The sequence below is a fragment of the Desulfovibrio sp. SGI.102 genome, assembly GCF_050314315.1.
Classification (GTDB): Bacteria; Desulfobacterota; Desulfovibrionia; order Desulfovibrionales; family Desulfovibrionaceae; genus Desulfovibrio.
On record NZ_JBNPNC010000011.1, the window covers coordinates 1 to 19,496 of the forward strand.

A 19,496-nucleotide genomic window follows, 5' to 3' on the forward strand; every position below is an offset into this window, starting at 1 on the left:
GAAAAAACTTTTTTCAGGTCTGCATGCCGGTCCCCGTCGTTGTGTGGTGGTAGCTGGCGTCGCAGTCCGTATGTCAAAAGCCTGCCTTGCGCAGGCTTTTTTGTTTTGGGCGCTCACCGGGGATACTCGGAATGCAGGAGCGCAAGGACAGCTCGCGCCATGATGCAAGCCCGGATCAGGCATCCGCAGGAGAAGAGGAGGAATCCCTGTGATGCGCTCTCCGGAGGCTTGGGGCGAACAGCTCCGACATCCGAAAACGTTATGGCGTCGTTCGTCGTCATATGCATGAAGGCCGGATGACGATCTGCCGTCAAAATGGGGATGTGAATTTTGTCGGAGTGCCGACTGGGGAAAAGGGCGTTTTTGTAAGAGCTGGCCTTCTTTCTCCCAGTCCCCCGTCCAATCCCGAAAACATTTTTCTCGGAGCTGTGTACCGGTCCCCCTCGTTGTGCGACGGTGACCGACTTCACAGCCTGTATGTCACACGCCTGCCTTGAGCAGGCGTGTGTTTTTTTGGCGCAGGCTGGTCTTGCAGGGGACTTGCCGAAAGAAAAAAGCCCGGATGCGACATCACAGACAGCGTGGGGCAGCATGCGCCTTCCACAAGAAAGCTCTCCTGGCCTGCAGGCCAGGAGGGCTTTCTTGTGGAAGTATGAGCGGTTTTTGAAGGAGGGAGGGGTGCAGGGGAGGGAGGGAACTTTTTTCCGCAAGGAAAAGTTCCCTCCCTCCTCGCATATCCTCGTTAGTTCTTGAAGGGCGAGATGGCGCGCAGGGTCTTGATGACCTGGGGCATGTTCTCGACCACGAAGTCGATCTCTTCTTCCGTGGTGTAACGGGAAAGGGAGAGACGGACGGAGCCGTGGGCGTAGGTGAAGGGCACGCCCATGGCGCGGAGCACATGGGAGGGTTCCAGGCTGCCGGAGGTACAGGCGGAACCGGAGCTGGCACAGATGCCCAGCTGGTCCAGCATCAGCAGGATGGCTTCGCCTTCCACGTTCTTGAACGCGATGTTGGTGGTGTTGGGCAGGCGGTTCTCGGGATCGCCGTTGACCATACAGTCAGGGATGGCGGCCAGCAGGCCCTGTTCCAGCTTGTCGCGCAGGCGGGCCACCTGGGTGCGTTCTTCCTGCATGTGCTGCCCGGCCAGCTGGGCGGCCATGCCCAGACCGACGATGTAGGGCACGTTCTCGGTACCGGCACGGCGGCCGCGTTCCTGGTGCCCGCCGCGCAGGAAGGGACGGAAGCGCACGCCCTTGCGCACATAGAGCACGCCGATGCCCTTGGGCGCGTGCAGTTTGTGGCCGGACAGGGAGAGCATGGAGATGGGCTGCTTGCCAAGGTCGATGGCTTCCTTGCCCACGGCCTGCACGGCGTCGGTATGGAAGAGCACGCCCTTTTCGGCGGCCATCTCCGCCATGCGGCTGATGGGGAAGACGTTGCCCACTTCGTTGTTGGCGTACATGATGGAGACCAGCGCCGTGTCGTCGGACAGGGCGGCGGCGTATTCGTCCAGATCCAGACGGCCCTTGTTGTCCACGCCGAGCAGGGTCACGCGGTAGCCCTGGCGTTCCCAGTACTGGGCCACGTTGAGGATGGCGGGATGCTCCACGCGGGTGGTGATGAGGTGGCGCTTTTCGGGCTGGGTCTGCAGGGCGGACCAGATGGCGGCGTTGTCGCTTTCGGAACCACAGGACGTGAAGATGATCTCGTCGGGATGGGCGCCCAGCAGGGCGGCCATGCGTTCGCGGGCTTCTTCCACGGCGCGGCCCACCTGGCCGCCGAAGGTGTGCATGCTGGACGGGTTGCCGTACAGATCCGTGAGGTAGGGCAGCATGGCTTCCCGGACTTCGGGAGCCACGGCAGTGGTCGCGTTGTTATCGAGATAGATGGTCTTCATGGCTAGGCTTCCTCGACGACGATATCGGCTTCCACATGTTCACGCAGGACACGTTCCACCAGGTTGCGGATGGTCACTTCGCTGGAGCGGCACTGGGCGCAGCGGCCGCGCAGGGACACGACCACGCGCTTGCCGTCCACGTCCACCAGCTCGATGTCGCCGCCGTCGGCGGCCAGCTGGGGACGGATCTCTTCTTCGATGGTCTTCATGACCAGCTGCATGCGCTGCACGTTGGTCATGCGGGGCTTGCTGACCGGGCGCAGTTCGGTAAGGGGCTTCTGCTTGAGCTCGGCGGCCAGGATCTCGGCGATCTGGTCCTGGCAGTCACCGCAGGCGCCGCCGGCCTTGGTGTAGTTGGTGATCTCTTCCACGGTCTTGAGGCCGTTCTCGCGGATGGCGCGGATGATCTGGGCGTCGGTGATGCCGAAGCACTTGCAGACAAGGCGGCCTTCCTCATGGGCGTGGGGCACGGGCGTCTCGCCCTTCCACTGGCGGATGGCGGCTTCCAGAGCTTCCTGGCCCATGACGGAGCAGTGCATCTTTTCCTTGGGCAGGCCGCCCAGGGCTTCGGCGATCTCCTTGTTGGTGAGCTTGAGGGCGTCTTCGGCCTTCATGCCCTTGACCATATCGGTCAGCACGGAGCTGGAAGCGATGGCGCTGGCACAGCCGAAGGTCTCGAAGCTGGCCTTTTCGATGATGCCTTCATCGTTGATCTTCAGATAGAGCTTGAGGGCGTCGCCACAGGCCAGGCTGCCCACTTCGCCGATGGCGTTGGCATCTTCCATGGGGCCGGCGTTATGCGGACGGAGAAAATGTTCATGGACGGCGTTAGTGTAGTTCCACATGCTGTTCTCCCGGATCCTGGCAACAGGATCTTTCTGATTCGATGATGTTTTGCAGGGTCTGGTGGCGCAGGAAGTCGCGGACGTGTTCGTCCAGCTGATGCCAGAAGGCCCTGGTGGAGCAAAGCCCCTCGCGCTGGCAGACTTTGCCGCGTCCGAGGCAGGAAACGGGGGATATCTCGCCTTCCAGATGCAGGAAGACATCCTCCATATTGATTTCTGACGGTGGTTTGGACAGGGCATAGCCCCCGCCGGAACCGCGTACGGCACGCAGGATGCCCAGCGGCTTGAGGGCGCGCACGATCTGTTCCAGATAGCCGGGGGAGATGGATTCCTCCTGGGCTACCTGCCCCAGCTGGAGCAGGGAGTTGTCGGGCTGGGCCGCCAGGCGCAGCAGGAAACGGAGACCGTAGCGGGTTCTGGTGGAAAACTTCATAGCAGCCTCGCTCAGGAGTTTTGACTCTGCATGACGAAGTCGTAGGGGGTTTCCTGATAAACGTAGTAGTTGAGCCAGTTGTTGTAGAACAGGTGGGCATGGGCCCGCCAGTTCATGCGCGGCAGCTGGCTGGGATCGTCATTGGGATAATAGTGGCTGGGCACATGGGGGTTCATGCCGCGGGCCAGGTCCCGGCGGTATTCCGCGTCCAGGGTCCCGCGGTCGTATTCCAGATGACCGGTCATGAAGACCTGGGAGTGATCCAGGCTCTCCACCAGGGTCAGGCCCGCCTCGTCGGATTCGGCCAGGATGCGTAGGTTGGGCGTCCGGCGCACGTCTTCGGCGCGGACTTCGGTGTGGCGCGAATGCGGCGCCGGGAAGTCGTCGTCGAAGCCGCGGAACAGGCGGCAGTCGGGGTGCAGGACCTGGTGGCGGAAGATGCCCGAACGCTTTTCAGGCAGTTCGTACTTGGGCACACCGTAAAAGTGGTACAGGGCGGCCTGGGCGGCCCAGCAGATGTAGAGCGTGGAGAAGACATGCCCGTTGGCGTAGGTCATGATGTCCAGCAGTTCCTGCCAGTAGTCCACCTGCTCGAAGGGCAGATGCTCCACGGGAGCCCCGGTGACGATCATGCCGTCGAAGCTGCGGTGGCGGATCTCGCTGAAGGTCTTGTAGAAACGCTCCAGATGCTGCAGGGGCGTATTCTTGGACTGATGCTCCGCCGTGCGCAGCAGGGTGATGTTGACCTGCAGGGGCGAGTTGCCCAGCAGGCGCAGCAGCTGTGTCTCGGTGGCGATCTTGGTGGGCATGAGGTTGACGATCACGATGTCCAGCGGACGGATGTCCTGGCGGACGGCGCGTTCGTCGGTCATGACAAAGATGTTTTCACTTTCCAGAGCGCTGCGTGCGGGCAGGTCGGCGGGAATCTGGATGGGCATGGCTTCCTCGTTGGTCAAGATGTGTTCCGGAATAAAACATAGTTATCTGCTATGTTTTTGTCAAGGCTATTCCGGGGATTTTTGTAAGGATTTACCGGGGCAGGCGGACGGTGTGGCAATGCAGGGCGGCGTGGCTGCCGGCGGCTTCCTGCGCCTGGCGGGCCAGATGTTCCAGCGCGGCGCAGCAGGGGACGCTCATGCGCAGCAGGGTGACGCTGGCAGGGCGCATGGCGAACAGGCGGGCCAGACGTTCGGCATAGTCACCGTTGTTGTCCAGCTTGGGGCAGGCGATGACGGGGATGCGGCCCTGCAGCCAGTCCGTATGCAGGCCGGGCAGGACGAAGCCGGAGCACTGGGCGGCCAGCAGGACGTGGGCCCCGCTCAGGAAGGGAGCCTGGGGCGGCAGCAGACGCAGCTGGATGGGCCAGCTGGGGGTACGGGCACGCAGGCTGTCGGGGATGTCGTTGTCGGCAGCGGAAAAGAGAGGCGTCAGGGCGGGAGCGGCAGCGATGTTGCCGGGGGCGGCGAACGTGCGGGGCCGGCTGCCGGGGCAGCCCTGCGGACGGGCCTGGCCATCGCGGGCGGCCTTGGCCGCCAGGGCGGCCGCTTCGTCAAAGGCTTCGGCCTCGCGCATGACGATGCGCAGGGCTCCACGGGGACAGTTCAGGCAGGCGCCCAGGCCGTCGCAGTAACTGTCGCGGATCAGGCGGGCCTTGCCGTTTACGACGGCAAGGGCACCTTCGGCGCAGTCCAGCACGCACTGGCCGCAGCCGTCACATTTTTCTTCGTCGATCTCGATGATGGGACGTTCCATAACACCTCAGGCTTTCAAAAGGATATCTACAAGTTCTTCGGCATCGGCGGCCACCATGTCCGCTCCGGCGGCCTGTACCTCGGCCGCGCCCCGGAAGCCCCAGGCCACGCCTACGGCCGTCATGCCCGCATTGCGTGCCGTCATCATGTCCACGTCGCTGTCGCCCACATAGGCGCAGTCCTGCGGGGCCACGCCCATGGAGGCAGCCATCTGCAGAAGGACCGTGGGGTCGGGCTTGAGGGGGGCGTCATGACGGCCGCCGCGCACCGCGTCGAAACGGATGCCGGGAAAATGCAGCGGGACCAGGGCACAGGTAAGGTCTTCCGGCTTGTTGGAGAGCACGGCCAGCCGGAGCCCGGCACCCTGCAGGCGGCCAAGGGCCGCGACAAGGCCGGGATAGGGCGTGGTGTGGATGCTGAGGTGGGCGGCATAGTAGCGGCGCCCTTCTTCGGTCAGGGCATCCAGACGTTCCTGCGGTCCCTGGGCCACCACGGATTCGGGCAGGGCCCGGCGCATGAGGATGGGGAAGCCGTTGCCGACCATCCGCCGGTAGGCGCTGACAGGATGGACAGGGTAGCCGTGGGCGGCAAGGACGGCATTGCAGGCGCCGCCGATGTCGGCAAGAGTGTCCAGCAGGGTTCCGTCCAGATCAAAAAAACAGGCTTTCATGTGACCTCCGAAAGATGGGCCGGGCAGGGTGGCCGTCAAGGCAGGACGCAGTATAGCCGCAAAATCATCCGGCGGCAAATGTCATGCCGTTTTCACAAGTCGTGGATAGCCTGCAAATTCTGGACATGGATACGGGCTGTTTGCTATTCTGGAGTCCGGTGGCGGATCTCGCTGCCGTCTGATTTGGGAGGTTATGTATGCCCCGACACGTTTTGACTCTCAACGATCTTGGTGAAGAAGGCTCCTGGCTGCTGGTCCAACAGGCACGCGGGATCCCTGATGCGAAGAGCCGTACCGACTTCATGACGGAACGCACGGCTGTGCTGCTGTTCGCGCAGGATTCGTTCGCCGAGCGGCTGTGCGTTTCGGCGGCTGTGCGGCAGATGGGCGGGTCCCTCGTCTTCCAGGGCGCCACGGGCGGCTGGAAGTCCGAGGTGGAGCGTTACCAGCGCCAGATGCTGGCCGTCATCGACTATTTTGTGGACTGCATGTACGTCTACGGCATCCCCGGTCTGGCCACCTCGGTGGACAGGGACCTGGTGCAGTTCCCCATCATCAATGCCGGCAGCCCTGATGCCCATCCGGCCCATGTGCTGGCCGACGTGGCCTGCATGCTGCGCTATACCCGGGACGATCTCAAGAAGGCCCGCGTAGGCTGGCTCGGTTGCACCAACGGCACCCTGTTCTCCCTCATCGAGGCCCTGCGCTACTTCCCCTTCAGCCTGCAGGTGGCCCTGCCGCCGCTGGAGGACCGTCCCACGCTGGAGACCTATGCCCGTCATTGCGGCGTGAAGGTGGACTTTGTGGATACGCCCCAGCAGGCCGTGGAAGGCTGCAACTTCGTCTATGCCGGTTGCCGTTCGGGACTGGATGACGAGCTGGCGCAGCAGTGGAAGGTGGATGATGCCCTGCTGTCCCATGCCGACCAGAAGGCCCGCGTCCTGCTGGGCACCAGCCCCATGCAGGCCATCGAGGTCGCCAGCGACATCCTTGCCAGCCCGGCATCGCTGCTGCTGTTGCAGTCGGAAAACCGCCTGCGCGTGCACAAGCGCCTGCTGCACTGGGTCTTTTTGGAAAACGAACGGGTCATCTAGCCCCCGATCATCCTTCAGATGTTCACGATGGCTGTCCGGTCTTGCCGGGCAGCCATCTTTCATTTTTGGGGCTCTTTCCCCTTCCTGGGCGGGCAGCTCGTTCCCTGGGGCTTTCAGCGAAAGGGGATCTCCAGACGATGCCGGATGATGGGGCGGGGGGCTTCGTTCTCCGGGATGGCCAGAGCCACGGCATAACCATCCCGGCCGATGGCGCAGGGGGCCCACCAGTGTTCGCCTTCGTCCGGAAGGGCTTCCTGGATGCTGGCATGGTGCCCTCCGCTCTCAGCGGAGACGAGCACCCTGTCCAGACCGGTGCCCAGCCCCTTGCCGCATGCTTTCATCACCGCTTCCTTTCTGACCCACATGCGATAGAAGCCGCGGGCATAATCGTCCGGGGGCAGCGCATCGAGGGCCAGACGTTCCCGGGGATGGAAAAAGTCCGCGATACCGCGTGCATCCACAGCGCTCCCCGTCCACTGGATGTCACAGCCGATGGGGCAGCCCTCACAGACGGCCAGCAGGGCTTCCGTACCGCTGTGGGAGATGCTGAAGGGAAGGTCGCGCCAGCAGGGTTTTCCCCACGGACCGTAGGAGAAAACGATGTCGCAAGCCCGGACATCCGGCCTGTGGGCGGCAAGTATGGTCTTTGCGCAGGCCCGGCAGAGAAGGAAGCGGCTGCCGTCGCGGGGCCTGCAGAAACGGGCCCCGCGTTCCAGCTCCTCGGGGGAAAGAAGGGGGCGCGCCCAGGAAATGCCGTTCTCCGCATGGGCCAGGCTGAACCGCCAGAGATGGATGGCGGCCGAGCGGTACACACGTTTGCGGCCGGAACAGAGGACACCAGTGGTCATCAAAGGAACTCCCGGAAGCGGATGGTGACATATTTGAGCATGCCGAAGAGCTGCACGATGGCGATGTTCACACGCGTAGACAGCGTCAGGCCGCTCAACGGCAGGCCGTGGAAGAAAGGAGTTTCGCTCACGGCGGCGAAACGGGGGGACAGGGAGGCCAGGGCCGGGACCTTGTCGATGCAGAACGTCATGGGCGCATTCCTGTTGCCGGAGCGGGCCACATAGCGGTTGCTGATGCGCATGCCGAGGGAGGACACCGCATCGAAAAAAAGCGTCCCCCCGGGAAAACGCCCGCTGAGGAAGGGCAACAGCGCCCCCATCAGGTCCGTGGGCTGATAGTGGAACACTCCGGCTGCCAGAAGGAGGACGCCCCGTTGCCCCGGGGCCTCCACGGCATCCGGCCAGAGGGGATCAAAAATGTCCCGTGCCAGGAGCCTGTGCCCTTTGGCAGGCGGCAGGAGCGCCTGCCGGGCCCGGATGACTTCCGGCAGGTCCACATCATACCAGACAGCCTCGGCAGGGGGCTTGCGGTAGACGGCGGTGCTGAGGCCGCAGCCCAGGTTGATGATGGTTCCTTCGGGGTGGCGGGCAAGGAAATCCCGGACGGTGCGATCGATGTTCATCTCGCGGGCCAGGCAGCAGACCTGGCCGTATTCCTTGAAGGATCTCCTGATCTCCGAGAAATCGAAGTCCAGTTGTTTCAGAACGTCCACGGCGACGGGGTCGTAGGCGGCCCGCGGGTTGGCCCGGCAGGGGGTGGCGCAGCACCACAAGGGGATGAGGAGCGTTCTGGCGATATCGTCCGTGAGGCACGCTTCTATTTTCATGGCAGCTCCGTGGATCGGCATCCGTTTGGGGTTCAGAACGAGTACCGGACGCCGAGATAGAGATGGTCGTTCCTGTCATACTGGCCAAGGTCGTTGCGGCGGTCGCCGCCAAAAAGCATGTAGCCGGCCAGGAAGTGCAGGTCGTCGCTGTATTCGTATTCGGAAAAGATCTCCACGCAGTAATCCCCGTTGCTGGCGAAAAGCTCCCCGCGTATGCCGGCCGTCAGGCTCTCGTCCAGGAATTTGTCGGAGACGGACCAGCTGATGCCGTAGCGGTCCCTGTCCTTGCCGGGCACGGCATCGCCGTCGTGACTGAAGAAGAAGGCCTGGAGGTTGACGTTCAGGTTTGTCAGAAAATTCCTGTCCCATCCGAGGATGGCCTCGTAGTCCGTGCGGCGCTCCACCGTGATCTCTTCGGACTGGAAGGGATAGCCCGCCTTGATGGTGAATTCGCCCCGGAAGGTGGAGTCCCACAGGGATACGGCGGTATTGATGCCGAACGCCGTATAGGGCTCGTAGATCTCCTTCACCAGGGCCTGCATGCGCTGCCTGTCCAGACTGGCCGTGTAGAGAGGCTTGTGCTCGTAGCCCCGGTAAAAAAGGAAAGCCACGTCATAGCCCGGGCGGAAAAATTTGAGCCGCGCTGCCGCTTCCGGCTCGAAAGGGCCGTCCTCACGCTGGCGGCAGACGAAACCCGCACGGGCGTACTGGCGCAGGGTCCGCAGCGAGCTGTCTTCCCAGGGCGATCCGTATTCGGGCAAGCGGCTGAAACGGGGGAAGGGGATGAGCACAAGGTCGAGCAGGCCCGCGCCGTCGAGGTTGGCCCGCAGGTCGACGGCCCCCACCGAAAGCCTCTGGCTGCTGCGGGCTGTGGCGATGGGGTTGCGGAAGTCCACGGGATTGATGATGTCGAAGGTGCTCAGGCTGTCGGCTTCTCCCCAGCGTATCTGCTGCATGCCGATGATGAGGTCCAGATACCGGGAGTCCAAGGTCACATAGGCCTCGCCCAGTTCGGGCGTCACAATGTGTTCCTCGGAGTCCCGGCGCCCGGGCACGGAAAGGTCGGCATCCACATGGCCGCTGACGTAGCCCCGTATCCAGGAGTCCTGGTTGATATTGGCTTCGAGCCGGAAGCGCTGGGCCGCGGACAGGGGGGTCGCCTTGTAGGGCGACTGACGGTAGGTCGTTTGCAGACTGCCGGACAGTTTCAGCCAGTCCGGCATGAGGGGCCTGTCCCCGTCCGCTCGGGAAAGGGAGGGGAAGAGCAGCAGGGCGGCAGCCAGCAGCATGGCCGCGGTACGGAAGCGGACAGAGCGGCACAGGTGCATGCCTTCGGCTGCGGGGCGGGGAAAACTGGCAAAGGGCATGGTGGGCGATCCGACGGGAAAGGTTGTGGAGAAGGTCTGCCGGGGCGGGGAACCGGGAAGGGCCGTGGAGGCCCCTCCCGGAAGGACGGAGCTAGCGCTGCAGGGCGCTGTGCTCGAAATAGGCGTCGCTCAGGCCGACGTCATAGCGCAGGTTGGACCAGTCGATGACGGTGAAGGAGCCTTCCCTGGGGCGTTCGACGCGCATCTGCGTCACGGTCCAGATCCCGTCAATCTTTTCCTGGCGGGAGAAGAAGAGTTTTCTCACCAGACGGTCTTTCTTGTCATAGTAGTCCGCCCGCAAACGCAGCAGGGTATCCTTGCGCACCCACTGCACCTGGCGGGAATACTGGGTCTCTTTCCCCTTTTTGGGGGTACGCTCCAGGACATAGCAGTCGATGCCGTCCACGTTCTCCTCGCCTTGCAGCAGGTAGTCGTATTCGTCCACGTCATCGAGGTTCTGGATGTCTTCATTGGAGAGGTCACTGCGCATGAATGAGGCGAACTTGCTGGAACCGCTGATGCGGCGGACAAGGCTCTCGGCCGGCAGGTAGACCCACATGTCGTCATCCTGCTCCAGGCCGCGGTAACTCCAGACGAGATATTTGGTGCCGTTGACGTCGGCGGGCCTGTCGAACACGATCAGGCTGTATTCGTCTTTGCCGTCCTTGCCGAAATGCTTGGAATAGGTCTTGAAGGAGCGCGTCAGCACCTTGCCGCCGCGGTTGATGCTCATGACGGCTTCGCTGTAGGAGTCCTGGCTCGTGTCGACCTGGTCCATCCGGACGGCCAGATCGTAGCCCGCCTTGACGGGGTCTGTGATCGCGGGAGCGGCCTGGGCGCTGCCGGCAAGGAGCAGCGTGCAGAAGAAAAGGGCAAAGAGTCTGTGCGATGCGATGGTCATGGAGTTCTCCTTTCGGGATGATGGTGATGCTCAGGCACGGACCTGCGGCTCGTGTTCCTTGCCCAGGGGCTTGAGGAGGGAGAGCAGGGCCGGGGAAAGGGTGAGGTCGGCGAGGCAGCCCCAGAAAAAGGCCGCCGCCCCAAGGATGCCGAATTGCCCCGTGGTCCTGACGGCAGAAAGCGTGAAGACAAGGAATCCCAGCATAAGGGATATGGTCGTGAAGGTGACGGGCTGTCCTACCGTGCGCACGGTCGCCAGCAGGCTTTCACGATAGGTCCCCTTGCGGGCGAACATGCGCTGGAAGGTGACGTAGAAGTGGGTGGTGTCGTCCACGCATACGCCGATGATGACCGAGGAGAAGATCATCAGGACAAGGCTCAGGTCGATACCGGCAAGCCCCATGAGGCCCATGGGCATGAGGATGGGCACGATGTTGGGCAGCATGCTGATGCAGCCCAGCACCACGGAGCGCAGGCACAGGATCATCATGAGGCCGATGGTGATGACGGCGCTGGCAAGGCTGGCGGCCTGGCCGGAACCCACATAATCGGCCACGGCGGTCAGCCAGGCCATCTGGCCCGTGTATTCCACGCGCAGCCGTCCGCCCAGCCGGTCGCGGACGAAGGCATCCATCTCCTGCATGAAGGCCCGTACTTCCTGGGTGCCCATATTCCGTGTCTGGATATGGATGCGCGCCACATCGCTGAGCAGGCTCAGCTCCCTGTCCAGGTTCTTCCCGCCCGACGTTTCGTAGAAGAACAGGTACTGGCCGGCCAGTTCCTGGGAATCCGGCAGGCGGTGGAAGGCCCCGTCATCCCCGTGCAGGACTTCATTGATGCGTTTGATGATGTCCACGATGCTGTGGGTCTTGACGGTGCCGGGCAGGCTTTCGGCGTGGCGCTGCAGGAGCTCCATGTCCTGCAGGAAACGGAGCTCGCGGGCGCCGTTGGCCTTGCCGCTGTCCACCATGATCTCCAGGGACATGGAGCCGCCCATGAAGGTATCGAAAAAGTCGGAGTCCCGGCGCAGTTTTTCCGAGGTGCTGATGTCCTTGACCGTGTTCGTTTCCACCACGATCCGCTGGTACAGGCAGGCCCCGGCCAGGGACGTCACGAGGAAAAAGACGATCACGAGACGCGCATGATCGATGGACCAGCGGGCCAGTCCTTGCAGGGCCGCATCGAGGCGGCAGAGCAGACGGTCATGGACGCCCCGCCGGATGGTCGCCTCCTGTTCCGGGCGGATCATGTAGGCGATGGGCGTCAGCGTGATGGCCAGGACGAAGGCGATGGCCACGCCGATGGCGGAGTAGATGCCGGCCATGCGTATGGGGATGATGTCCGTGGTGAGGAAGGAGAGGAAGCCCATCATGGTCGTCAGCGACGTGAACAGGCAGGGGATGAAGACCTCCCGCATGGTCTCGACCATGGCTTCATGATGGACGGTCCCCCGACTGCGGTGCAGGTGGTACCCGGCGATGATGTGCACCGTGTCCCCGATGCAGACGGAAAAGAGCATGGTGGGCAGCATGATGTCCATCATGGAAACGGTCCAGCCCGCCAGGCTGATGATGCCCATGGTCAGGATGATGCTGATGCAGATCACGGCCACGGGAGCGATGACGGCCCGGATGCCGTTGCCCATGCGGAACAGCAGCAGGGCCTGGAGCATCAGGCAGACCAGGGTCAGCTTGACGGTCTCCTTGCGGGTGATCTTGTCGCTCTCGTAGTCCTGGACGGGCGGCCCGGCCAGATGGGTTTCCAGAGAGGCGAATTCCGGCCGTTGCAGGACGCGGTACACTGCCGGGGCGATGTCTTTGCGCGGGTCGTCGGCCCCGTCGGGATAGCGTTCGCATTCGAGCACTATGGTGGCGATGGTGGCGTCGGGCGAGATCAGGACGTTCACGAAGTCGTCCAGGGCCAGAGCTTCTTTTTTGAATGCCCTGATGGCCTCGGGATCATCAGGGATCTCTTCGAGGCCGGGACCCACCATGACCTCGTCCCCGTGAGCGCGGATGTATTCCGCCGACCCCAGCCACTTGACCTCCCTGATGTGGGGCACGTCCTTTTCCAGGGCCAGCGCCAGGGAGTCCAGGAGTCGCAGCGTGTCACGGTCGAAGATGTCCCCGCCGTTCCTGACGGCCACATAGACGAAGTCTTCATTGCCGAAGAGCTCCCGGAAGCGTTCGATGGCCACGACGGCGGGATCGTCGTCCGTGAAGAAGGATTCATCGGAGTTGTCGAAGCGGAGGTCACGCATCAGGAAAAGGGACCCGAACGTGAGCACGGCCACCAGCAGAAGGACGCCGTAGCGCCAGGTCTCCAGAAAGCCGACGAACGTGCGGGCGCGGGTCAGGGCGCGGGACTCCTTCATCGGGTCTGCTCCAGCATGCGGCCGAGTTCCTCACGCAGGAGCATCAGGAAGGTGTCCTCGTCCTTTTTGAGGAAAAAGTGGTCGCCCGGCAGGATGTGCGCGGCGAACGCCCCGCGGGTCTGTTCCCGCCAGGCCTCGAGGTCCTGCCGGCAGACTTCGTCATCGGCGTCCCCGGAAAAGACGCACAGGGGCACATCCAGGCAGGCATCGCAGACATAGCTTTCGTCCATGGCGAAATCCGCCCGCAGCAGCGGCCGGAACATGCGCATGAGATCCGGCTCGCGCAGGATCTCTTCCGGGGTCCCTGCCAGCTGCCGCAATTCCGCGTCGAAAGCCTCGTCGGGAAGGTCGCTGAGCAGTTTGCGGGGCGGCATGTGGACGGGGCGGCTCCCCGAGACCAGCAGCAGAGCGGGCGGACGGCCCTGGAGGACAAGGCGGCGCGCCACCTCGAAGGCGATCTTGGCCCCCATGCTGTGGCCGAAAAGGATGCAGGCGCCGTCGAACCAGCCGCGGCCTTCCTCGGCTTCGAACAACGCATCGGCCAGGCGGTGGATGCTGTAGTAGCGCGGTTCGCGGAAGCGTTCCTCGCGACCGGGCAGCTGCACGGCCCGGACATCGGCCAGGCCCCGGAGGTTCCTTTCCCAGTTGCGGTAAAAAGAGGCGCCGCCTCCCGCATGGGGAAAACAGAACATCTTCGGCCGGGCGGGGGAGGCGCCGGCGTTCCCGGAAATCTCCTGCGGCCCCGCGAGCCATTTGCCAGTATCCATGGTTCCTCCTTGTCGTCATGCTGCCCGTGCCGGGTCGTCCCCGGCACGGGCAGACCGGTTAGGCGTGTTTTTTCAGTAGACGGGCCAGTCTGGCGGCGATGGCATCCACGCTGCCGGGATCATGGAGCAGGTTCCAGTGGTCGGCATCCACGGCCAGCTCCTCGAAGCCCGATCCCGCCAGTCCGCGCCAGTAGGCCGTGCGGTCGTCGTCCTCTTCCATGCTGTTGCTGCGGACGTAGAGCACGGGCAGGCCTTCCAGGGGCTGCGGCGCATAGGAGCGCAGGGCCCTGAGGTTGGCGTCGATGATCTCCATGACCCGTCCGGCCATTTCCAGGTCGTCCTTTTCCACGGCAAGCTGTCCGCTGCTGCGCAGGGCCTCGGCCAGGACGCGGGCCCGTGCGGGGGCATCCAGTGCGGCCAGGTCCCCTTCGCTCATGCCCAGGGCCGCAAGGGCCTTTTGGGGCGCGGGGGCCACCAGCCCGAGCAGGGCGGCAGGATCATGGGCGCGGCTGTCATAGAGGCTGTCCCAGGCGGGCTTTGAAGGCGGATCGAGCAGGACCAGCGGCAGCAGGTGTTCCCCCTGGCCGCCGGCCAGCAGACGGCGGGCCGTTTCCCAGGCCAGGAAGGCCCCCATGGACCATCCGCCCAGCAGCAGGGGCCGCGGGAGCCCCTCCACGGCCTCCAGGGCCGCGGTGACCATGTCCGGGAAGGCGGTACGCAGGGGACCACCATCAAGACCGGCGCTCTGGAGGGCATGGAAGGAGACCTCTCCGAGCTTGGCGGCCAGCGGGGCATAGGCGTTCACGAGGCCTTCCACGGGATGCATCATGCACACGGTCGCGGGGCCGTCAGCGTCATGCAGGCAGACCAGTTCGCCGGCAGAGGCACCCGGGGCCCTGTGGTCCACGAGGGCGGCCTGTGCGGCCACGGTGGGGGCCTGCAGCAGGTCACGCAGGGTCAGACGGCAACCGAACTCCCGCTCCAGCTGCCGGAGCAGCTGGAAAGCGGAGAGGGAGTCCCCACCGCTCAGGAAGAAGCTGTCCGTCACGCCCACGTCGTCCACCCTGAGGACGTTTTTCCAGATGGCGGCCACGGCCTGTTCCGTCCTGGTCCGGGCGGTGACGCCCGTACGGGGGCGCTGCCGTACGGCACCGCCTGACAGGCGTTTCCTGTCCACCTTGCCGTTGCGGGTCAGGGGCATCCTGTCCAGCAGCGTCCACGAGACGGGTATCATCCAGGCAGGCAGGTGCCCGCGCAGATGGTCTTCCAGAGGACGGGGCGTGAAGCGTGCCACGGACGACGGGCTTTCGCTGAGGATGACCTCCAGCCCCAGACGGCTTTCCAGGGAAGCGGGGGACATCAGGAAGGACGGCCGGGAAAGGCCCGCCTCCGTCAGCGCCTTCGTCCACAGTTCACGGGTCAGCAGCGGCTGCTCGGGACGGAATTCCTCGTCCCGGGCGCTGTCGAAGCCCTGCTGGAGCCCCATGCTCAGGTCGAAGGGCAGCTGGAAGACGGTCTCCTCCTGCATGAGCAGGATCCCGGACGGCTTGAGCAGGCCCGCCAGGTACTTCAGGCTCCGCCTGATGTCTGCCGCATCATGCAGGACATTGCCCGCAAGGATGAGGTCATAGCCATGCGGCTCGAAGCCCATGAGGCGGGGATCCTCATCAAGGTCCAGCAGACGGTAGTTGACGAAGGGATAACCGGCGAACTCCTCGCGGGCCCTGTTCAGGAAGAAGGGGGAGATATCCGTGAAGTCATAGGTCACGCCGTTGTCCGGCAGGCCGGGCAGGACGAAGCGCGTCACGGTGCCGTAGCCGCCGCCGACTTCGAGGATGCGGAAACCGTTTCCGGAAGCCGCCGCCAGCCCGGTCACCAGATCCGCCGTCAGCCGGTTGCTGGCGCCGAAGATCTTCTGATAGAAGCCGGGCACTTCCGCGGACGTGTAGAATTCCGCCGAGTGCACGTCTTCCCTGAGGATGGCGGGGAGCTCGCGCACGGTGCGGGCCAGCAGGGCCATCTCCTGCGGGCTGTAGCCCAGTTCTCCGGCCCTGTCGGCGCAGAAGGCCAGGCAGGCTTCCCTGTCGGGAGCCGTGCCGCGACGCTGCCATACGCCGTCGCCGTCCCTGTCCGCGAGGCCCAGATCGTGCAGGGCCTTCACGGCCCGCGCCAGCCAGCGCCCGTAGCGGGGACTGATGCCGCTGTCGTGCAGGAAGGTCTCCGTGTCACGGTAGCCGTGCCCGAAAAAGCCGAGCTCTTCCAGGGCCGCGGTGACGGCAGCCGCATAGAGTTCCTTCATCTTGTCCCAGACAGGCAGGAAGCGTTCCTCGTCAAGGCCCTCCCGGCCGTCCGTCCGGAGCGGGAGCCCGTCCTCCAGACGGCTTGCGGCGCGTTCTTCCCGCACGATCTCGCCCCGGTGTCCGGGATCGGCTTCCACATAGGCTGCCAGCGACAGCTCGCCTTCCGCGCCCTTGTGGAGCAGGACGGCCGCATTGTTCACCGCAGGATGGGCCTTGAGCACGGATTCGATCTCGCCCGGTTCCACGCGGTAGCCGTGGATCTTCACCTGCTCGTCCTTGCGGCCGAGGAATTCGAGGGTGCCGTCGTCGTGGTAGCGTGCCGTGTCTCCCGTGCGGTAGAGACGGGGATGCCCGTCCCCGGCCGGCAGGAAGGCTCCGGCCGTCTTTTCGGGATCGTTCCAGTAACCGAGGGCCAGGCCGTCTCCGCTGATGTAAAGGTCTCCGGCGACCCAGTCGGGACGCGGCTGGAGGCGGTCATCAAGGACGGCGAAGGCCTGGTTGGCCAGCGGTCTTCCGTAAGACACGGAGGCCCAGCGGGCATCGTCCGGGCCCGTCTCGTGGAAGTTGGACCAGATGGAGGCCTCGGTGGCGCCGCCCATGGCCATGACCCGGATGCCCGGGACGAGCTGCTTCAGGCGCGGCGGCAGGGACTGCGGGATCCAGTCGCCGCTGAAGATGGCCAGGCGGAGGGGCAGGGGCTGTCCTTCCCCTTCGGCCGCGGCATCCGCCAGCAGCTGGCCGAGGGCCGGGACGGAGTTCCACAGGCTGACCCGGTGCTCATGCAGCAGCCGGACCCAGGCCTGGGGCTGCAGGCTCTCTTCCTCGTCCGGGATGACGACGGCGCCGCCGGCTGCCAGCAGGCCGAAGATGTCGTACACGGAAAGGTCGAACGACAGCCGGGCGAGGGCGAGGATGCGGTCCCCGGCATCCACGCCGTACCGCCGGTTGACGTCAAGGATGGTGTTCATGGCCGCCCTGTGGGAGATCATGACCCCCTTGGGCGTCCCCGTGGAGCCCGAGGTATAGATGATGTAGGCAAGATCGTCGGGGGCGATGTCCACCTGCGGCGGGAGCTCGTCCTCGCCCGCTTCGGCCAGCAGGTCTGCCGCCACGAGACGGATGCCTTCAGGCAGGGGCGCGGCGTCCGAACGGCCCACGACGACACGCACGCCGGCATCGGCCAGGATGGTGGCGATACGGGCATCGGGCTGGCCGGTGTCCAGCGGCAGATAGGCGGCCCCGGCGCGCTGGATGCCCAGGACGGCCACGACCTGTTCCCAGCCTCTGGGCAGAAGGACGGCGACCCGGTCGCCATGCCGTACCCCGGCCGCGTCCAGTTCCCGGGCCAGGGAGCGGCTCAGGCGTTCGGTCTCGCCGTAGGAGAGGGTCCTGTCCGCACTGATGACGGCGGTGGCATCAGGCCGGGACCCCGCCATGCGCAGGAAGGGGGCGAACATGGGCTCGCCGGGCATGTCCAGGGCCGTGTCGTTGACCGCCGCGCGTACGGCAAGCTGCGATGCCGGGAGGCGTACCGGCACGGCATCGCCCCAGGCCGCGTCGTCGCGGGAGAGGCGGCGCAGGGCCTCGGCGTAGGCTTCGAACATGGCATCGACCATCCCGTCAGGGAAGAGATCGCGTACATAATCGAAGACGATGCGCAGCTCGCCGTCCACTTCGAACAGCTGATGGTCGAGCCAGACCTGCGGGGTCTGGGAGATGCTGTAGACCTCGTGCCCCATCTGCCCGAGGGCAAAGGTGCCGGAAGAGGATTCCATGGACAGGGCGCTGGTGAAGATCACGGGCATGATGCCCGCCGCCGTGCCGCGTCTGCGGCCCAGTTCGCGCAGGACGCGGATGCCGCTGAAGGAACGGTGTTCCATGTCGTCCCACAGGCGGCTCCACAGCCGTCCAGCCCGGGTCTCGAAGCTCCCGCCCTGCGTCAGGTCCACCGCCAGGAGGCTGTTGGAGGTGAATTCGCCGACCAGGGCATTGACCTGGCGATGCAGGGGCAGGCGGTTGAACAGGGTCAGATTGATGCAGAAGCGCTTTTCTTCGCTCCAGCACCCCAGGACTTCGGCGAAGGTCGCCAGGGCCACGGCCGTGGGGGCCAGGCCGCGGGCGTCGCCGCGCTGTTTGATGCGCTGCCAGGTCTCCTTGTCGAGGGTCGTCATCCTGCGGCTGAAGACGGGGCGGTCGATGGCGGCAGGGCTGGTGGCCAGCGGCAGCCGCGGCGCGGCGGGCAGGTCATCCAGACGGGCGAGCCAGTAGTCGCGGTCCCTGGCATAGATCCCGGTGGCCCGGTAGCGTTCCTCGGCTAGACGGTAGTCCCGGAAGGTGATGTCCAGCACAGGGAGCTTGTCCTCCTGGCCATTGTAGATGAGCGAGAGCTCGGCGAGCATCTGGCTGATGCCGTGGAAATCGCTCAGGATGAGGTCGAAGCTGAGGTGGATGCGCAAGGCATCATCGGGCAGCAGGGAAACCTCCACCCGGAAGTTGGGCCAGCGGCCCACGTCCAGGACTTCGTGGGACATCTCCATGCGGATGCGCTCGAAGTGGGCCGCGGCTTCCTCCGGAGAGCTCTGGCGCAGGTCATGCCGCCGGATGGTGTAATGCGGGACTTTCTCCAGCACCTGCTGGCGTTCGCCGTCGAGGATGATCGTACGCAGCATGGGCTGGCGGAGGATGAGACGGTTCCAGGCCTCTTCATAGCGGTCGGCGTCCAGACCCCGGGCCTGGGCTTCGAAGTAGAAGTGGCAGCTGACGCCGCCGAGGGCCAGGCCGGACTGGTCGCGGCCTATCCAGTAGGCCTGCTGCATGTCCGAGAGCGGGAAGGGCTCGAAAGCCTCGTCCGGCGCGGGGACGAGCAGGGCCGAAAGGCCGGCGCCTTCCTCCTTCGTGGCGGGGGGGCCGGACTGCACGGCCGGTGCCGTTTCCTCTTCGCCGGAGGCCGGGCCGAGGTCACGGGCGAACCTGGCCGCCATGGCCTGCACCGTGGGCGTGGCGGAGACTTCGTGCGGCGCGATGCGGATCTTCAGATCCCGGCTGATACGCTGGAACAGGTCGAGGCTGATGAGCGAATCCATGCCCAGGCTGGTCAGGTTGACATCCTCGGGGATGGCATCCTCTTCGAGGCGCAGGAAACCGGCGATCTCTTTCTTGAGATAGGCGCGCAACCGTTCTTCCCTTCCGCTCATGGGAAGGGCGCGCAGTTCCGCGGCAAGCCTGCTGTTGCCCGCGGTCTCGGCCGGGCGGGCGGCAGCGGCGGCGGGGCTGTGCCGGAGCTCTTCGTACATGGCGGCGCCGGCAGTGGCCTGCAGGATGGGCAGCATCCGGTTCCAGTCCATGCGGGTGACGACCTTGCTCCCCTCGCCGGACGCCATGAGCCTGTCGAGGACGGCAAGTCCTGTGGCCGTATCGAAGCCC

General features: G+C 64.8%; 14 protein-coding genes. 1 reads left to right on the plus strand and 13 read right to left on the minus strand.

Features of this window, described 5'->3' with window-relative positions; all coding sequences use genetic code 11:
• Positions 1 to 742 precede the first annotated feature (742 nt).
• From nifS to ACQRCJ_RS04195, 6 genes are all read right to left on the minus strand, one after another.
• Positions 743 to 1,897, minus strand: coding sequence for a cysteine desulfurase NifS (nifS, locus tag ACQRCJ_RS04170; RefSeq protein WP_168934631.1), 1,155 nt, complete (start codon positions 1,895 to 1,897; stop codon positions 743 to 745).
• A 2-nt stretch (positions 1,898 to 1,899) separates the two neighbouring features.
• Entirely contained in the window at positions 1,900 to 2,742 is an 843-nt protein-coding gene (gene nifU, locus ACQRCJ_RS04175) for a Fe-S cluster assembly protein NifU (RefSeq protein WP_040368928.1), read from the minus strand.
• On the minus strand, positions 2,726 to 3,175 hold the full coding sequence (locus ACQRCJ_RS04180) for an RrF2 family transcriptional regulator (protein WP_168934630.1): 450 nt from the start codon (positions 3,173 to 3,175) through the stop codon (positions 2,726 to 2,728). Before ACQRCJ_RS04180 ends, nifU begins: the two co-directional genes overlap by 17 nt.
• Positions 3,176 to 3,186: 11 nt before the next feature.
• A complete protein-coding gene (gene metA, locus ACQRCJ_RS04185) occupies positions 3,187 to 4,113 on the minus strand; it encodes a homoserine O-acetyltransferase MetA (RefSeq protein WP_168934629.1) in 927 nt (308 codons plus the stop codon).
• 91 nt (positions 4,114 to 4,204) lie between these two features.
• Entirely contained in the window at positions 4,205 to 4,927 is a 723-nt protein-coding gene (locus ACQRCJ_RS04190; protein ID WP_302261304.1) for an ATP-binding protein, read from the minus strand.
• Positions 4,928 to 4,933: 6 nt separating this feature from the next.
• The gene (locus ACQRCJ_RS04195; protein ID WP_320861635.1) at positions 4,934 to 5,596 is read right to left on the minus strand and encodes an HAD family hydrolase; all 663 of its coding nucleotides are present in this window, start codon (positions 5,594 to 5,596) and stop codon (positions 4,934 to 4,936) included.
• A 197-nt stretch (positions 5,597 to 5,793) separates the two neighbouring features.
• Here ACQRCJ_RS04195 and ACQRCJ_RS04200 point away from each other — a divergent pair, with 197 nt between their 5' ends.
• Positions 5,794 to 6,690: an ornithine carbamoyltransferase gene (locus tag ACQRCJ_RS04200; RefSeq protein ID WP_168934626.1), complete on the plus strand. Its 897-nt coding sequence runs from the start codon at positions 5,794 to 5,796 to the stop codon at positions 6,688 to 6,690.
• Between the two features lie 113 nt (positions 6,691 to 6,803).
• Here ACQRCJ_RS04200 and ACQRCJ_RS04205 read toward each other — a convergent pair whose 3' ends face one another.
• From ACQRCJ_RS04205 to ACQRCJ_RS04235, 7 genes are all read right to left on the minus strand, one after another.
• A complete protein-coding gene (locus ACQRCJ_RS04205; protein WP_204674017.1) occupies positions 6,804 to 7,538 on the minus strand; it encodes a 4'-phosphopantetheinyl transferase family protein in 735 nt (244 codons plus the stop codon).
• Entirely contained in the window at positions 7,538 to 8,365 is an 828-nt protein-coding gene (locus ACQRCJ_RS04210; protein WP_297137610.1) for a class I SAM-dependent methyltransferase, read from the minus strand. The genes ACQRCJ_RS04205 and ACQRCJ_RS04210 overlap by 1 nt, the downstream gene beginning before the upstream one ends.
• A 32-nt stretch (positions 8,366 to 8,397) precedes the next feature.
• The gene (locus ACQRCJ_RS04215) at positions 8,398 to 9,732 is read right to left on the minus strand and encodes a DUF1302 family protein (RefSeq protein WP_427799387.1); all 1,335 of its coding nucleotides are present in this window, start codon (positions 9,730 to 9,732) and stop codon (positions 8,398 to 8,400) included.
• A 91-nt stretch (positions 9,733 to 9,823) separates the two neighbouring features.
• Positions 9,824 to 10,633: an outer membrane lipoprotein-sorting protein gene (locus ACQRCJ_RS04220; RefSeq protein ID WP_303955901.1), complete on the minus strand. Its 810-nt coding sequence runs from the start codon at positions 10,631 to 10,633 to the stop codon at positions 9,824 to 9,826.
• 30 nt (positions 10,634 to 10,663) lie between these two features.
• Positions 10,664 to 13,006 carry an efflux RND transporter permease subunit gene (locus ACQRCJ_RS04225; protein WP_427799388.1) on the minus strand — a complete coding sequence of 781 codons (2,343 nt, stop codon included), beginning with the start codon at positions 13,004 to 13,006 and terminating at the stop codon, positions 10,664 to 10,666.
• Entirely contained in the window at positions 13,003 to 13,773 is a 771-nt protein-coding gene (locus ACQRCJ_RS04230; protein ID WP_006003916.1) for a thioesterase II family protein, read from the minus strand. The genes ACQRCJ_RS04225 and ACQRCJ_RS04230 overlap by 4 nt, the downstream gene beginning before the upstream one ends.
• Before the next feature lie 58 nt (positions 13,774 to 13,831).
• Positions 13,832 to 19,453 (minus strand): amino acid adenylation domain-containing protein, encoded by a 5,622-nt coding sequence (locus ACQRCJ_RS04235; protein WP_427799395.1) that lies wholly within the window; start codon positions 19,451 to 19,453, stop codon positions 13,832 to 13,834.
• Positions 19,454 to 19,496 lie beyond the last annotated feature (43 nt).

Bases quoted from the DNA above. Each gene is read 5' to 3' on its own strand.
- nifS (WP_168934631.1), bottom strand. From the start codon at position 1,897: ATGAAGACCATCTATCTCGATAACAACGCGACCACTGCCGTGGCTCCC.
- nifU (WP_040368928.1), bottom strand. From the start codon at position 2,742: ATGTGGAACTACACTAACGCCGTCCATGAACATTTTCTCCGTCCGCAT.
- ACQRCJ_RS04180 (WP_168934630.1), bottom strand. From the start codon at position 3,175: ATGAAGTTTTCCACCAGAACCCGCTACGGTCTCCGTTTCCTGCTGCGC.
- metA (WP_168934629.1), bottom strand. From the start codon at position 4,113: ATGCCCATCCAGATTCCCGCCGACCTGCCCGCACGCAGCGCTCTGGAA.
- ACQRCJ_RS04190 (WP_302261304.1), bottom strand. From the start codon at position 4,927: ATGGAACGTCCCATCATCGAGATCGACGAAGAAAAATGTGACGGCTGC.
- ACQRCJ_RS04195 (WP_320861635.1), bottom strand. From the start codon at position 5,596: ATGAAAGCCTGTTTTTTTGATCTGGACGGAACCCTGCTGGACACTCTT.
- ACQRCJ_RS04200 (WP_168934626.1), top strand. From the start codon at position 5,794: ATGCCCCGACACGTTTTGACTCTCAACGATCTTGGTGAAGAAGGCTCC.
- ACQRCJ_RS04205 (WP_204674017.1), bottom strand. From the start codon at position 7,538: ATGACCACTGGTGTCCTCTGTTCCGGCCGCAAACGTGTGTACCGCTCG.
- ACQRCJ_RS04210 (WP_297137610.1), bottom strand. From the start codon at position 8,365: ATGAAAATAGAAGCGTGCCTCACGGACGATATCGCCAGAACGCTCCTC.
- ACQRCJ_RS04215 (WP_427799387.1), bottom strand. From the start codon at position 9,732: ATGCCCTTTGCCAGTTTTCCCCGCCCCGCAGCCGAAGGCATGCACCTG.
- ACQRCJ_RS04220 (WP_303955901.1), bottom strand. From the start codon at position 10,633: ATGACCATCGCATCGCACAGACTCTTTGCCCTTTTCTTCTGCACGCTG.
- ACQRCJ_RS04225 (WP_427799388.1), bottom strand. From the start codon at position 13,006: ATGAAGGAGTCCCGCGCCCTGACCCGCGCCCGCACGTTCGTCGGCTTT.
- ACQRCJ_RS04230 (WP_006003916.1), bottom strand. From the start codon at position 13,773: ATGGATACTGGCAAATGGCTCGCGGGGCCGCAGGAGATTTCCGGGAAC.
- ACQRCJ_RS04235 (WP_427799395.1), bottom strand. From the start codon at position 19,453: ATGGCGTCCGGCGAGGGGAGCAAGGTCGTCACCCGCATGGACTGGAAC.